Origin of the sequence: Streptomyces sp. NPDC002573 (assembly GCF_042889625.1) — a bacterium.
In the GTDB taxonomy this organism is placed as follows: domain Bacteria; phylum Actinomycetota; class Actinomycetes; order Streptomycetales; family Streptomycetaceae; genus Streptomyces; species Streptomyces gibsoniae.
Map to the genome: position 1 here is coordinate 142829 of NZ_JBIARC010000006.1, position 13942 is coordinate 156770.

Annotated in this window: 10 protein-coding genes and 1 pseudogene; 3 read left to right on the forward strand and 8 right to left on the reverse strand. The window is 69.5% G+C overall.

Annotated features, from left to right (window positions below):
• Positions 1–96 precede the first annotated feature (96 nt).
• The 3 genes from ACFYX0_RS08605 to ACFYX0_RS08615 form a co-directional block, all read right to left on the reverse strand.
• Positions 97–1440: an endonuclease domain-containing protein gene (locus tag ACFYX0_RS08605; RefSeq protein WP_388967983.1), complete on the reverse strand. Its 1344-nt coding sequence runs from the start codon at positions 1438–1440 to the stop codon at positions 97–99.
• 944 nt (positions 1441–2384) lie between these two features.
• Positions 2385–5042, reverse strand: a complete 2658-nt coding sequence (gene mgtA, locus ACFYX0_RS08610) for a magnesium-translocating P-type ATPase (protein ID WP_388967986.1) — start codon at positions 5040–5042, stop codon at positions 2385–2387.
• Between the two features lie 156 nt (positions 5043–5198).
• On the reverse strand, positions 5199–6251 hold the full coding sequence (locus tag ACFYX0_RS08615) for a diacylglycerol/lipid kinase family protein (protein WP_388967988.1): 1053 nt from the start codon (positions 6249–6251) through the stop codon (positions 5199–5201).
• Positions 6252–7335: 1084 nt separating this feature from the next.
• On the opposite strand from ACFYX0_RS08615, the gene ACFYX0_RS08620 reads away from it, so the two are divergent.
• Positions 7336–8733, forward strand: a complete 1398-nt coding sequence (locus ACFYX0_RS08620; protein ID WP_388967991.1) for an amino acid permease — start codon at positions 7336–7338, stop codon at positions 8731–8733.
• Between the two features lie 32 nt (positions 8734–8765).
• On the opposite strand, the gene ACFYX0_RS08625 is transcribed toward ACFYX0_RS08620, so the two are convergent.
• The 3 genes from ACFYX0_RS08625 to ACFYX0_RS08635 form a co-directional block, all read right to left on the reverse strand.
• Complete coding sequence (locus ACFYX0_RS08625) at positions 8766–9359, reverse strand: hypothetical protein (RefSeq protein ID WP_388967994.1); 594 nt, start codon at positions 9357–9359, stop codon at positions 8766–8768.
• A gap of 95 nt (positions 9360–9454) precedes the next feature.
• Complete coding sequence (locus ACFYX0_RS08630) at positions 9455–9970, reverse strand: TerD family protein (RefSeq protein ID WP_388968226.1); 516 nt, start codon at positions 9968–9970, stop codon at positions 9455–9457.
• On the reverse strand, positions 9970–10368 hold the full coding sequence (locus ACFYX0_RS08635; protein ID WP_388968243.1) for a hypothetical protein: 399 nt from the start codon (positions 10366–10368) through the stop codon (positions 9970–9972). The genes ACFYX0_RS08630 and ACFYX0_RS08635 overlap by 1 nt, the downstream gene beginning before the upstream one ends.
• 63 nt (positions 10369–10431) lie before the next feature.
• Between ACFYX0_RS08635 and ACFYX0_RS08640 the strand changes: the two are divergent.
• Positions 10432–10509: pseudogene (locus tag ACFYX0_RS08640) on the forward strand (hypothetical protein); the annotation flags it as partial.
• A 71-nt stretch (positions 10510–10580) separates the two neighbouring features.
• Positions 10581–10742 (forward strand): hypothetical protein, encoded by a 162-nt coding sequence (locus ACFYX0_RS08645; protein WP_388968245.1) that lies wholly within the window; start codon positions 10581–10583, stop codon positions 10740–10742.
• A gap of 341 nt (positions 10743–11083) precedes the next feature.
• Here ACFYX0_RS08645 and ACFYX0_RS08650 read toward each other — a convergent pair whose 3' ends face one another.
• A complete protein-coding gene (locus tag ACFYX0_RS08650; RefSeq protein WP_388967996.1) occupies positions 11084–13054 on the reverse strand; it encodes a potassium transporter Kup in 1971 nt (656 codons plus the stop codon).
• 282 nt (positions 13055–13336) lie between these two features.
• On the reverse strand, positions 13337–13855 hold the full coding sequence (locus tag ACFYX0_RS08655) for a hypothetical protein (RefSeq protein WP_388967998.1): 519 nt from the start codon (positions 13853–13855) through the stop codon (positions 13337–13339).
• Positions 13856–13942 lie beyond the last annotated feature (87 nt).

Consider the following 13942-nt stretch of genomic DNA (forward strand, 5'->3'; position numbering starts at 1 on the left):
GACCGCAGCGGCCGCCGCGTGTGGCGGGGTGGCGTCGCGCGTCGGGGGCCAGTAGCTGCGAGGTGATGCTGGGGTGTCAGGTCTTCCGGTGCCCGATCAGAACAGTGCCAGGCCCTCGCCGCTGGTGTCCGCGATGACTGGCCGGGACTGGGTGGGGAGGTCGTCCAGGCGATCAGGACCGGCCGCGGTGGCCACGGCAGGGGCCGTCTCGGCCAGCCAGATACGAAACCGCTCGGTGGCTGCGCGGTAGGGGACTTGCGCCAGGACACGGTGCTCGCCGGAGGGGCAGAAGTCGACGGCGACTGTGAGCAGGCAGGAACGGGGGGCGTTCTGGCTTCCTGTCCAGGACACGCGCAGCATGCCGCAGGGCTTGCGTCCCCGGGGGGCGTGGTGGGTGGGGCGTAGCGATCGGCAGGCTATGTGGGCGGTCCATGCGGCGAGGTGCGGCAGGGGCAAGATGGTGCGTGCGCGGCATCCGGGGCAGCGGTGCCAGTGGCGGAGCCAGTGGTCGATGTCGGTGTGGAAGAGGCGTGTGTAGCGGTTCGCCACGCGGATGTCGTTGCTGTACAGGTGGTCGGGGCGTTCCAGTGTGTTGCAGGACTGGCAGACGGGGGCGCGGACGTAGCCGTGTTCGTGGCAGTGGTCGAGTACGGTGGCGGGCGCGGTGCGGCAGACGGCGCACGCCCACCCGGCCACCCTGCGGGAGGTACCGGGCCTCCTGCTGAGCACTGAGTACAGCTGGCCTTCCAGCTCTCCGTTGTACGGGCGAAGTGAGGCGGTGGGGTCCCGGGGACTCGTCGTTTGCCGGCTGTCGGCGTCTTTGGCCTGCCGGGGGTGGGAGGGCGGCTCGATGGCGGCTGCGCTTGGCTGGCGGGTCCGCGCGGCTTGCACCCATTGCGTTTCGGTGTGCTCGGCCGCGTCGAGCAGCCTGACCACAGCGCGCGGCAGCCACCACGTCCGCTGCGTATCGTCGCGGGTCTGCTCCACGAGTATCTGTGGCCAGTCGATCCCCGCCAGATGGTACGGCCGACCGTCTTCACGTCGTGCTGTGCGCTGGGGGCCGCCCAGCTCCTGCAGTTCCCGCGTGATGCGCTGACGCCAACGCAGCGGCGTCTCCTCGTTGCACTTCCGCCTCGGCGCCCCACGAAACGGACCGATGCGGACCAGGTCCTGCCGATCCATCCCAACTGCTCTCAGTTCCGCGGCCGCCCGGCGCACCTCAACCTCCGGAACACTCCACTGACCGCCGCTCGCCCTCACCGTCGCCACCACATGGCCGCCGAGCAGGACGTACCCCGCCCGGGCATGGGCAGGAGGGCAGGTGAATGCCCCAGAAGCCGTCGGCACAGCACCGTCGGCCGTCAAATCGACCCACAGAGCGTCCGCGGCACCCAGGGCGATCAGGCCGTCCGTGCGACCGGGCATGACACGCTCTGACATACCGACAGGCTAACGGCCTACAACGCGGCAACGGGACTACAAGCGCCTCGATCAGCCGCGTTGGCCGCCCCCAACTCTCTATGCCTGAGCATCCGGTTCGTCAGCACCTCCCGTGCCCTCAGTCTCACGATCAGTACGTCAAGAATCGGGAAAGGCACCCTCGCGCATCAGCGGTCCCCGAGCCAGGACGAATTGAGCAACAGAGTCTTTCAGGTCCGTGATTCTGCCCTCGGCGACGCCCGAGCTGTAGGGCAGAGTCACGGCGGCGTGCACCGCGTCGAGGCCGTCCAGCAGGCCAGCGGCGAAGCGGATGAGCGGGGCGAGGTCGTTGGCAGGCGTTCGTGATCCAGCGGTCCGTCAGGACGGTGCGTCTTGTTGAAGGCTTCCCGGAAGGAACCCACGAGGCCGTGGAGGGTTGGAGTTGCAGGCAGCGTTCCAGTAGATGCTTGACGAAGAGGCGTTGGTCCACCTTCAGGATCAGGAGTTCGCTCCGCAGAGGAGGGAGTCTGCCCCAACGCACGTCACTGCTGCGTCTCTGCAACCCCGGGCCGGCCTCATCCATGCCTCTTGCATCAGTCACGTCTTGGATCGGTCACGGCCCTCGCCCTCGTCCTGCCCTGGACATGGCCGGGGTCGTGTTCCTGGCGGACGGCGGCGAGTGCAAGATTGTCACCGGGATCGCCGGCCACTCGCGGTTCGTGGGGAAAGCGGTACAGCGGGCCACAGCCCGGGCAGTGTTTGGACAACAACCGATGCGGCCTCACAAGGGGCCTTGCGGTCTCGGCCAGCCGGCTCGTTCCGAGGCTGCTGGCGGCGCGGACGCCAATGCTGTCGAAGATCTTGACGTCGGCCCGCCGTCGAGTGCGTCGGCCGTAGAGGCCCACCGGGCGTTCGAGAAGTCGGCGAGTGCTGTGACGCGGTGATGCCCGTCGGGTGTGGACCGTTCACTGGCGGGGGGCGGAGGCTTGCGGGTGCGGCAGCCGGGTGATGGTGCTGAACCGTGCTGCGCGGCGGCGTAGGTGCCGGTGACCGGGGGCCGGTTGCGGGCGTGCCGGTGCACGCGCGGTCCGGTAGAAGATCCGCTTGGCGAACTCGACGAGGAGCAGGTAGACGACGACCATGGCGGCCACGGCGGCGAAGAAGCCGGCCGGGAGCAGTTGGAAGCCGAGGACGCGGGCCAGTGGGGTGGCCGGCAGGGCGGCACCGAGGGCGACGACACCGAACGCCGTGAGCGTGAGGGGCAGGCTCGGACGGCTGTGCCAGAAGGGGACGCGACGGGTGCGGATGGCGAAGATGACCAGGGTTTGTGTGGCGAGGGACTCCACGAACCAGCCGGTGTGGAACTGGGCGGCGCCGGCGTGGAAGACGCCCAGCATCACGGCGAAGGTGACGAAGTCGAACAGGGAGCTGATCGGTCCGAAGCAGATCATGAAGCGCCGGATGAAGGCGATGTCCCAGTGCGCGGGCCGCCGCACCTGCTCCTCGTCGACCTCGTCGGTGGGGATGGCGAGCTGGCTGGTGTCGTACAGCAGGTTGTTGAGCAGGATCTGAGAGGGCAGCATCGGCAGGAAGGGCAGGAAGAGTGAGGCTCCGGCCGCGCTGAACATGTTGCCGAAGTTGCTCGAGGTGCCCATCAGGACGTACTTGATGGTGTTGGCGAAGATGCGCCGTCCCTCGGCGACTCCGTCGGCCAGGACTCCGAGGTCCTTCTCCAGCAGGATCACGTCGGCCGCGTCCTTGGCCACGTCGGTGGCCGAGTCCACCGAGATGCCCACGTCGGCGGCGTGCAGCGCGAGGGCGTCGTTCACGCCGTCGCCGAGGAAGGCGACGTCGCCGCCGGTCTTTCGCTGGATCCGCACGATGCGGGCTTTGTGCTCGGGGCTGACCCGGGCGAAGACGGTCGTGCGGCCGATGGCGGCGGTGAGCCGCTCGTCGTCCATGGCGTCCAGGTCGGTCCCGGTCAGCACGGCGGCGTCGGTGAGCCCCAGGTCGTGGCAGACCTTGGCGGCGACTGCGGGGTTGTCCCCGGTGACGATCTTCACCGTGATGCCGAGCGCGTTCAGCCGCTTCAGTGCCTCGGCCGCGTCGGGTTTGGGCGGGTCGAGGAAGACCAGCAGTCCAGTCAGGCGCAGGTTGTGTTCGTCGGCAGCAGCGGGTGCGGTACCGGCCTCGGCGGGACGGCTGGCCACCGCGACGACGCGGTTGCCGGCGGCGAACTCGGTTTCCAGGGCGTGGCGGGTAGGCCCAGGCACCTGTACGCAGCGTTCCAGTACCGTTTCCGGAGCGCCTTTGGTGATCAGCACGGCGTCACCTGCGGTATCGGTGACGGTGACGGTGACCATCCGCCGCTCATGGTCGAAGGGCAGGACGGCGGTCCGCGTCCAGCCGCTCAGCAACGAGCGCTGGGCGGCCGCGGCCGGGGAGTCCCACAGAGCGTCGTCGAGCGGGTTTCCGCCCACGGGCCGGCCCCGGTCGTCCACGTCCGTCTCGGTGCACAGCAGGCCGAGGCGCAGCACTTCTTCCGCGGAGGTGCCGGGGACGGGTACGGCCCGCATGAAGTCGATGCGTCCCTGGGTGAGGGTGCCGGTCTTGTCGGTGAACAGCACATCGACATCGCCGAGGTCCTCGATGCACACCAGCCGCTTGACCAGCACCTTGCGCCGGCTCATGCGCCGGGAGCCCGCGGCCAGGCTGGTGGAGACCACGGCGGGCAGCAGTTGCGGGGTGATGCCGACCGCGATGGCGAGGGAGAACAGCAGGGCGTCGATCAGCGGCTTGTGCAGTGCGACGTTGATGATGAAGATCGACGTGGTCAGTGCCCCGGCGACGTAGACCAGGAGCATGGAGAAGCGCCGCAGGCCCACCTGGAATTCGGTCTCCAGCTGGTGTCCGCTCAGACCGGCGGCGATCTTCCCGAACTCGGCCTCGGCGCCGGTGGCGACCACGACACCGCGGCCGCTTCCGCAGTGCACCACGGTGCCCATCAGGGCGCAGCCGGTCAGGTCCGCCAGTGGCGTGCCGGCCGGCACGGCAGCGGTGTCCTTCGCGACCGGCAGTGACTCACCGGTCAGCACCGACTCGCTGCACTCCAGCCCCGCGGTCGCAAGCAACCGCAGATCCGCGGGCACGATGTCGCCGAGCCGCAACTCGACCACATCACCCGGGACCAGGGCGGTGACATCCACCTCCCGTGGTCGCCCGTCGCGCAGTACGACCGCCCGGTGCCGGATCTTCGCGTGGAGCGACTGGGCGGTCTTCTCCGCCCGGAACTCGTTGACGAAACCCAGACCGACGGAGAGCGCCACGATCACCCCGATGATCATGGCGTCGCCGCGCTCCCCGACGAAGTACGACACCGCGGCCGCGGCCAGCAGCAGACCGAGCAGCGGGGACCGCAGCTGATGCCACAGCACCAGCCACGCCCGGGCCCGGTGTGAGTGGACGGCGTTCGGTCCCCAGCGCTTCAGCCGTCTTGCCGCCTCCTCCGACGACAGGCCGCCTTCAGGCACCTGGAGATCACGGAGCACCTGCGCGGTGGGCAGGGCGGCCGCCGAGACGGCACGCCCCCCGGCCACCGGCCTCGCCCCGACAGCGGTCACCATCAGCGACCACCGCCCGGGCGTGTGCCCTCCCACACGGGGGAACGCGTGGGCGCAGAGCCGGACGAACGTCCGGCAGTGCTGAGCAAGCCGGGGGACGGCCCCGTGCACGGACTATCCGGCAGTGGCCTCACACTCCCACCTTCCACCCTTCGCCGCTCACGCCCCGATGGTCATTCGGGCCCTGTCTAGGGGACGTGCTGCCCACCGTGCGGCGTGCTCCGACGTGTGACGGCCATGAGACCGCCCGACGAGTGAGGCAGCCCGCTGGATGACGGCCCGTCCCGGCGGTCGCCATCCAGTGCGCGCGACGCCCGGCCGATGGCGGGGAACCCATACCCGCAGCGTCCGGGGACTGATCCGGCACCGTACGGGAGTGGGCAGGGTGACGGCCTCGCCGTCCAGTCCGACGGGGACGACCGGGGCATCGGCGTGGATGACGACGTCGTCAGGTGTCGCCAGACGGGCCAGTCCGTGCGTCTGCCCGCTTCGCAGCCTGGCAGCCGTTTCGGCGGGTGTCTCCGCCCTGGCGGCCAGTACTCCCAGGAGTCCGGAGTCGAGCTGCGCACGCCTGTCGAGCCCGGCCGGGTCGTCGATCCGGTAGGGATTGTTGCTCACCAGCACGGCGTCCGGCCGGTCCACGGTGAGCAGCCCTGTGCGTACCACCAGCTCCGGGCCCTCGTGGCGGGCCAGGAATTCCGGGAGGATCCGTACCATCGTGCCGATCTTGTCTTCCCGGTAGGCCGGGTCCTGCACCAGGGCGGCATACGCCCCGAACGACACGTTGTTGACGAACGCCCGCTCGCCTGCGTACCCGAGATCCACGCGCAGCTCGACGCCGTCCGTCAGGGCCTCCAGCGCGGCCGAAGGGTCCTCACGGTCCAGGCCGAGATCCATCGCGAAGTGGTTGCGGGTACCCGCCGGAACGACGAGGAAAGGCAGGCCGCTTTCCGCGGCTACCTCGGCGACAAGTGCCTGGGTGCCGTCTCCGCCGGCCACTCCCAGCAGATCCGCACCGTCGTCCACCGCGCGTCGGGCGACAGCCGCCAGGTCCTGGGGCAGGGAATGATCGATCAGGAAAACCTGAGCTCCGAACGCACGGGCGCGTTCCGCGATCCGGAACCGGCTCGCTTTCCCTCCGCCCGAACGCGGGTTCACGATCAGGTAGGGCCGCCGCGCGCCGGTCGCAGGTCGCGACGCGTTCTCGGTCACGGCACCTGCCCAGAAGCCGCATGCATCAGCCTGGCGCGCCTCACTGGCGTCAGCAGGATTGCCACGATCACGCCCGAGCCGGCAGGGTCGTCCGCCACCGGGCCGACGCTCCGGCGATCACACCTGCGGTCACCGCCACCATGACACTCCTTCGACAGGTGTGGCCTACGGCACCAGCTTGCCGCTCAGCCTGAGCCTCCGCACCTGGGCCGTGAGGCAGCCGGCCCAAGCAGCCGGTCGACGGCGTAGTGATCGGCCGCCGAGGGCGCTGCCCGAGGCAATGGCGCGACGGCTTGGCACCTCGTCGTGCTACACACGCTCGCTCTCACACAGTCCCGACGCCTGCAGGATGGCCAGAGCGGTCCGCGCTTCTATGCGCCGGGACACCTCTCGCAGCACCGAATGCCCTCGGCGCAGCTTCCCCCGCTCCAGCGACGCACGCACGCCGGTGCGCACCAGATTCCAGAGAGCCGGGTTGGCGACCAAGACCTCCGGGTCGACCTCGACCCGGCCCCGCAGGTGTCCCGCAGGATCAGTCGTCGCTCGCCGCCCTGTGTCCAGCGGACCGAGACGAGACGGTCGGTCTGTACGGAGCGTGTGCTCAGCAGCCAGCGCGATCTCAGCCATCCCGGCCCGGCCACTACGCGCGACGGTGCAAGGAGCAGGAAGAACAGCAGTCCCAGCGAGCACCAGACAACACCCCGAGCCGGATCGAGGGTTCCGGCCCACGCGTCGAAGGTGAACAGCATCCCCAGGCACACTGCCGTGCACGAGCAGGCCGACCACATGTCGCCAGCCCACCGCTCATCGGCCGCGGTTCCCTCCGCAGCCACCTCAGGGCTCGAAGCGGTCGACCAGGCATTCTCACCAGGGGTGCGCCGTCGCATGCCGACGACGATAAAGAGAGGCGCGCGAACAAGGCCCGAAATGCAAGCACTGACCACCGACTATGACACGTCCTTGACGGGATCCTGATGGTGTGGTGGCGAGTTCCTGACGTACCGTTGTCGTCGGTGTGCCGGGAAGTCTGGTCGGCGAAGTTCCCTTCATCGTTTCCTTTCCGAGAGGTCCGAGAGGTCTTCGCATGCCCGCCACCAGCCACGTCGCCGTCACATCGGCGGCCCCCGTCGCCTTACGCGGCCGTGCCCCGCGCCGTTCGGTCCTCTTCTTCGCGTTCGCCTTCGCGGTCATCGCCGACCCGGTGTCCTCCGTGGCGTACGCGATTGAGGCGGCGCTGCGTGCTCTGCACGGGGACCTGGCGCTGCTGCTGCCGACGATGAGCCTGGTAATCGGGCTGGTCGTCGTGGTCACCGCCAACTACTGGCAACTGGTGCGCCGCTTCCCTAAGGGCGGCGGCGCGGCCGCAGCGGCGGCACGGGCTTTCGGCCCGAGGTGGACGTTCCTGCCCATCGGGGCGCTGGTGGTCGACTTCGTCCTCACCATCGGTATCTCGATCGCTGCAGCGTCAAGTGCGGTGATCGCCCTCTTCCCGGGCCTGTCGGCCTTCCGTATCCCGCTGGCTCTGGTGCTCCTGCTCGTGGTGGCCGGGCTGACCTGGTTCGGGCACGGTGGACGGCTGCTGTTCGCCGTCATGACCGTGGCGTTCGTGGTGGTCTCGGTGGCCGTGCTGGTCCTCGGCTTCGCCGCACCCCACGCCACGGGCCACGCGGCCGCCACGCACGACCCCGGCCGGCCGGCGATGCTCGCCGTGGTGCTGGCCTTCCCAGTCGCCATGGCACTGGCCACCGGTGTCGAGGCGCCGTCGACCGCGATCGCGCAGCTCGGCCAGCTCGACGACACCCACCGCCGCCGTTTCGGCCGCGGCACCCTGGCCCTGCTCGTGGTGATCGTCGGCGGCCTCACGCTCGCGCTGACCGCGCTCGCCGTCCAGCTGCACATCGGCATCCCGGGCGCCGACTCCACGCAGATCGCCGACATCGCCCACGCCGCCGCCGGACCAGGCTGGCTCTACGGCGCCTTCCAGCTGACCAGCTCGCTGCTGCTGCTCGCCGCTGCCAGCTCCTCCTTCCAGGCCGGCCCCGGCCTGCTCAAGGCCCTGTCCGGCACCCCCGAGCGGCCGGGCGTGCTGCCGCCGGTGCTCGGCCGGACCAACCGTCACCACACCCCGTACTGGTCCGTGGTGATCTACCTGGCCGCAGCCGCGCTCATCATCGTGGCGGCGGCCGGCCAGGAGCAGGAACTCGTCCTCTTCTACGCCGTCGCGGTCTTCGTCAGTTTCCTGGTGGGCCTGCTCGCCATGACCCGCTTCGCCCGCACCGAGAACAAGCCCGCACTGGCCTGGGTCAACGGGATCGCAGCCGCCGCGGTGGCGTTCACCCTCGTGGTGAACCTGCTCCGCGGGTGGCCGGTGCTGTCGATGGTGGCCACGCTCCTCATCGCCGCCGGTCTGTACGTCCGCTGGAACCGGGCCGGCCGACCCAGCGGCATCGAGGACGTCGAGGCCCAGGCTGAGGCGGACTGACCCGACGGGTGGGACCCGCGCGCGGTCGCGGATCAGGCGGTCCTGCCACCCCATTGGGTGTCGGCTCGCTCCCACTCCAGCGCACACTGCTTCATCCGGCGCCGGTCCAGCAGAGCACGTACGGCTCGCGCGGAGCCCCAGACCGTCCCTCCCACGGCCACGGCCGCACCCGCACCTGCGAGAGAGGACCTCAGCATCGCGTCGGACCGGTCCGGAGGCCGGGGCACCAGGTCCCCGCGGGAAGTGGTCCATACCCGCACGCGAGTCCCCACAGGAGTGTGCGCAGGCACCGCGACCCGCCCGGTGCGCAGCCGGCCGTCGGGCGTCGTCCACCGGACCGTCGCGCTGGCGTTGTTGCTCACGTCCGCGTGTGTGGGCGCCGCGTCCGTGACGCGCTCCAGGAGGATCGCCACGACCTGTCGGCGGCCGGAGCGGTCCTCTTCGAAGCCCCGATCGGCGGCCACTGCGGCCACCATGCCCGCGGTCGCGCCACCCAACACGCCCACGATCCACGCGGCGAGCAGCAGCCACGCCTCGATGAGATCACTGGTCCGCCGAAGCGGACTGCGCCGCCACCGCCACAGCCCCGCACGGAACTCCTCGCACCGTCCCGACATCATCGCCATGGGCCGACACCCCCCTCACGAGCACCAGCACCTTTCCGTGGTGTTGTCCGGAACCGTAAGGAAAGCTTCCGCTGATCGAAAGACTCGGGGAGCGGTTATTGCTGCGGGCTGCCCATCTCCGCGGTGAAGAGCACCGGGTCACTGTCGAAGCCCCGGACCATCTCGCGCAGCTCCCACACACCGGAGGAGTCCCGGGTGAACTCGACCACCGTCGCGGCAGTGGCATCGGCGACCTGCTCGAAGTTGTCCGCAATCAGCTGCCGGTACCCCTGGACGACGACCACCCCGGCGTTGGAGATGTCCCCGAACGTCCGGGGCCCGCTGTTCTGGTGGATGGCCACCCCGACCACCACACGCTTGTACACGGGCGCCAGCCGGTCGAGCTCCAGGACCATCACCTCCACGAACCCGAAGCCCATACCGGTCTGGCTGTGCCGGCTCATGTTGATGGTGCCGTCCGGCGATCGGCTGTCGTAGTGCACGACGTACACCGGTCGCCCGTAGGGATCGTCCGCCGAGTAAGTCGCGGCGATGATGTCGAGATGCCGGGGCGCTTCCCCAAGAGGGCTTGAATTGGATGGACCAGGCGGATCGTCGGCGGCGCGGCAAATCAGATCCGCTTGATGCCCAGAACGCGGCGCGAGCCGTGTTGAGCGGGCGAGCCCGCGCCCGGGCCAAAACGGGCGACGGGCCGGTGCAGATGGCGAGAATGTACAAACTCAGGAAAACGTCGGCCGTCAAAGCCCGCACCCAGGCCATCAACCAGCTCAAGTCCATCCTCGTTACTGCTGACCCCGCCTTGCGGGAGGAACTGTCCGGGCTGGGCAATGCAGAACTCTTCCGTACCTGTGCGCGGTTCGCGGACGTGAGCGGTCACGAGGAGGCCGGTGAGGAGTCGGTGCAGCAGGCGACTCGGATCACGTTGGGCTGGCTGGCTCACCGGATCGGTCAGCTCTCCGAGCAGATCCGGGGTGTGGAGACTCGTCTTGCCCGGCTCGTGGAGTGCCACGCCCCGCAGCTGCTCGACGTGGTGGGGATCGGTCCGGACACGGCGGTCACGTTGCTGATCACGGTGGGGGACAACCCGGAACGCCTGGACAGTGAGGCGTCCTTCGCTGCGCTGTGCGGGGTCAGTCCTGTCGAGCGCTCCTCGGGACGCCGGCAGTTCCGTCGCCTCAACCGCGGCGGCGACCGGCAGGCCAACGCCGCCTGCACCGCATCGTGTTCACCCGTCTGCGGGTCGACCCGCGCACCCAGAACTACTACGAGCGCCGGATCAAGGAGGGCAAGACCCGGCGCGAAATCGTCCGACGCCTCAAACGCTACGCGGCACGGGAGGCCTTCCACCTGGTCAGACCTGTGCAGTCGCAACCCTCGTCATAGGGGCAGTGTGACGCTCGCCCTGATGGAGCGTCAGGCTGTGTGTGAGGCCCGGGGTGCGGTTCGTGCGTCGAGTTGCACGGAGCACGGCAATGGGCGCCCGCATCAAGAAGATGAACGGCGGTCCGGTGCCGCCGGGGCTGCTGGAGCACGTCGGTACGAGCGACCTGCGCACCGGGCTGTGGTCAGTGAGTGGCCACTGCCCGTCGGTGTGGACGATTGCCGACCCGTTCGTCGGGGGTTGCGCTTCGGTGGTGCGGCACCGCCCTCCTCCCGCGCCACCACGCGGCATGGCTCGACCTGGCGGTGGACGGCACGCCGGACGATCAGCGGCCGGAGCGCGTCTACACCTCGATGTGGGAACCCATGATGACGGTGCGGTCGCGGGGGAGGCCGAAGTACTCGGCGGCGTCGGCCGTGATGTAGGAGGTGGCGATGAAGAGCCGCTTGCGCCAGGGCGCCATCGTCGGTGACTTGCCGCGCCGGAGATCGATCTTCGACAGGAAATAGGACGCCTGGTCGAGGTCCAACGGCCCTTCGGTCTGAGCCGGGGTGAGCATGGCCAGGGTGCTGGGCACGTCCGGTGTCTCCATGTAGCCGAACCGGGCGGTCACGTGGATGATCCCGTCGTCGGCGTAACCGAGGTCGTCGACGACGATCCGCTGCTCGGCTGGCACGCGGGGCACGGGCTCGGTCTCGAGCGAGAGGATCACGACCTGGTCGTGGCGTACGTGGTTGTGCTCGACGTTGGCCCGCATGGCCAGGGGCGCGGTCTGCTTGCCCCGGTTGAGGAACACGGCCGTGCCCGGGATCCGGAGCGTCGACACCTTCGCCGAGCGGAGGTCCTCGACGAACTCGGGGAGCGGCCCCTCGAGTTGTGCCCGTTCGGCGGTGACGATCTCGCGGCCGCGTTGCCAGGTCGCCATGACGGTGAACGCGGTGATGCCGATCAGCAGCGGCAGCCACGCGCCGTGGACGAGCTTGGTCATGTTGGCCGCCACGAACAGCAGGTCCACGAAGAGCAGCACGGCGGCGCCGATGGCGACCAGCCACCTGGGCGTACGCCACTTCGCCCGGGCGACGTAGAAGAACAGCAGGGTGGTGATGGTGATGGTCCCGGTCACCGCCATGCCGAACGCGAAGGCCAGCGCCGCGGAGCTGCGGAAGGCGAAGACCAGGGTGAGGACCGAGACCATCAGCAGCCAGTTGATCCAGGGGACGTAGATCTGGCCGATGGTGGACTCGGAGGTGTGCGCGATCCGCAGCCTCGGCAGGTAACCCAGCTGGGCTGCCTGGGAGGTCACCGAGTACGCGCCCGTGATCACGGCCTGGGAGGCGATCACGGTGGCCGCCGTGGCCAGCACGACCATCGGCAGCCGTCCCCAGCCGGGCGTGAGCAGGAAGAACGGACTGCTGGTGCTGTCCGGATCGGCGAGGATCAGCGCGCCCTGCCCGAGGTAGCTCAGGATGCAGGCGGGGAAGACGAGGAACATCCAGGCACGGGTGATCGCCCGGCGCCCGAAGTGCCCCATGTCGGCGTACAGCGCCTCGGCGCCGGTGACCGCCAGCACGACCGCGGCCAGGGCGAAGAAGGCCGTGCCGAAATGGCCGAACAGGAAGCCCAGGGCGTAGGTCGGAGACAGTGCCCTGAGGATGGCCGGATGGTCGGCGATGCCTGCGACCCCGCAGGCGCCGATGGCCGTGAACCAGGCGATCATGACCGGTCCGAACACCCGGCCCACCGCCGCGGTTCCCCTGCGCTGCACCAGGAACAGCAGCACGATGATCACGGCGGTGATGGGCACGACCGCGCTGTCCAGCGACGGCTGGACGACCTTGAGGCCCTCCACCGCTGACAGCACCGAGATCGCCGGGGTGATCATGCTGTCGCCGAAGAACAGCGACGCGCCGAAGATGCCCAGCGCGGCCAGTACGGCGGCGGTTTTTCCGGCCGGCCGCGAGGTGTATCGCCGTACGAGGGTGATCAGCGCCATGATGCCGCCCTCGCCGCCGTTGTCGGCGCGCATCGCCAAGAGCACGTAGGTGACCAGGACGATGACCACCACCGACCAGAACACCAGTGACACCACCCCGTACACGTTCTGCGTCGTGACGGGGACGGGGTGCGGATCGCTCGGGTTGAACACCGTCTGGAGGGTGTAGATCGGGCTGGTGCCGATGTCACCGAAGACCACACCGAGAGCACCGATCACCAGAGCCAGGCGTGCCGTGTCGTGCGCGTTCGCATGATGAGCCTCGGGTGTCCGCGATGGGAATCCGTCATTCGGCGCGGTTCCCTGCCGACGAGCGGCCATGGTGATCCTCCTCGTTGCGGACCGCTGTCCACGGGCTCGGTGCATCGGTGCGGACAATACCGATCACCAGCGCGAATACCGGTAGGTGGGGCCTCTTCGTCTCAACGGCGTCTCCGCGCCGCCGGCCTGTACGCCGGCTCGGGAACTCATCGGCCGCCTGAACTCCGTTGGCCGTGAGGATGCAGCGTCCAGGCTTCCTGCGCAGGAGGCGTGCCGGGAGGAGGCAGAAGTACGGACCTTCCATGCCACGTGCATGAAGTTCATCGTGGTGCTCGGGTGAGGTCAGGAGAGTCCCGACGCCCGGAGCACGGCCTGTACCGTCTCGTCGTCGATGCGTTCGCCCAGCCGGTGCAGGACTTCCGCTCCCTGGCGCAGGGTTCCGCGTTCCAGGGAGCGGCGGACGCCGGTGTCGAGTTCGTGCCAGAGGAGCGGATTCGCGGCGAGGATGCGGGGGTCGAGTTCCAGGCGGTTGCCGTGGGCGTCCCGGAGGACCAGGTGGGAGGAGGGGCCGTCGTACTGCCGTACGGCGGTCAGCGCGTCCGTGTGGACCACGCGCCGGCGCCAGGGTGTGCGTACCGCGAGCCAGCCGGGTCCCGCGCACACCCGCTGGGGGAGCAGGACGGCGCCCACCACGGCTGACAGGGTGAGCCAGAGCAGGGCGCGCAGGGGCGTCAGGCTTCCCGCGTCCCAGTCGACGAGAAGGCTCAGGGTGCAGAAGGCCAGGGCGCAGATGAGCGCCAGCCGGGCGCTGCCGCGCCAGTGGCGGTCGCCGGCCGAGCCTGGCGGTCCGCTCCGTCGCATGACGCCGACGCTAGGCGCCCGCACCCGGTGCGGCGACCGCTGCTTACGGGCTCCTAACGCGTACGGGTGAATCTTGACGGGATCCTG

What these genes read in the sequence shown, in the direction of transcription:
- mgtA (WP_388967986.1), bottom strand. Translation starts at nt 5,042, where the DNA reads ATGGTGACCGCTGTCGGGGCGAGGCCGGTGGCCGGGGGGCGTGCCGTC.
- ACFYX0_RS08620 (WP_388967991.1), top strand. Translation starts at nt 7,336, where the DNA reads ATGCCCGCCACCAGCCACGTCGCCGTCACATCGGCGGCCCCCGTCGCC.
- ACFYX0_RS08605 (WP_388967983.1), bottom strand. Translation starts at nt 1,440, where the DNA reads ATGTCAGAGCGTGTCATGCCCGGTCGCACGGACGGCCTGATCGCCCTG.
- ACFYX0_RS08650 (WP_388967996.1), bottom strand. Translation starts at nt 13,054, where the DNA reads ATGGCCGCTCGTCGGCAGGGAACCGCGCCGAATGACGGATTCCCATCG.
- ACFYX0_RS08625 (WP_388967994.1), bottom strand. Translation starts at nt 9,359, where the DNA reads ATGGCGATGATGTCGGGACGGTGCGAGGAGTTCCGTGCGGGGCTGTGG.
- ACFYX0_RS08655 (WP_388967998.1), bottom strand. Translation starts at nt 13,855, where the DNA reads ATGCGACGGAGCGGACCGCCAGGCTCGGCCGGCGACCGCCACTGGCGC.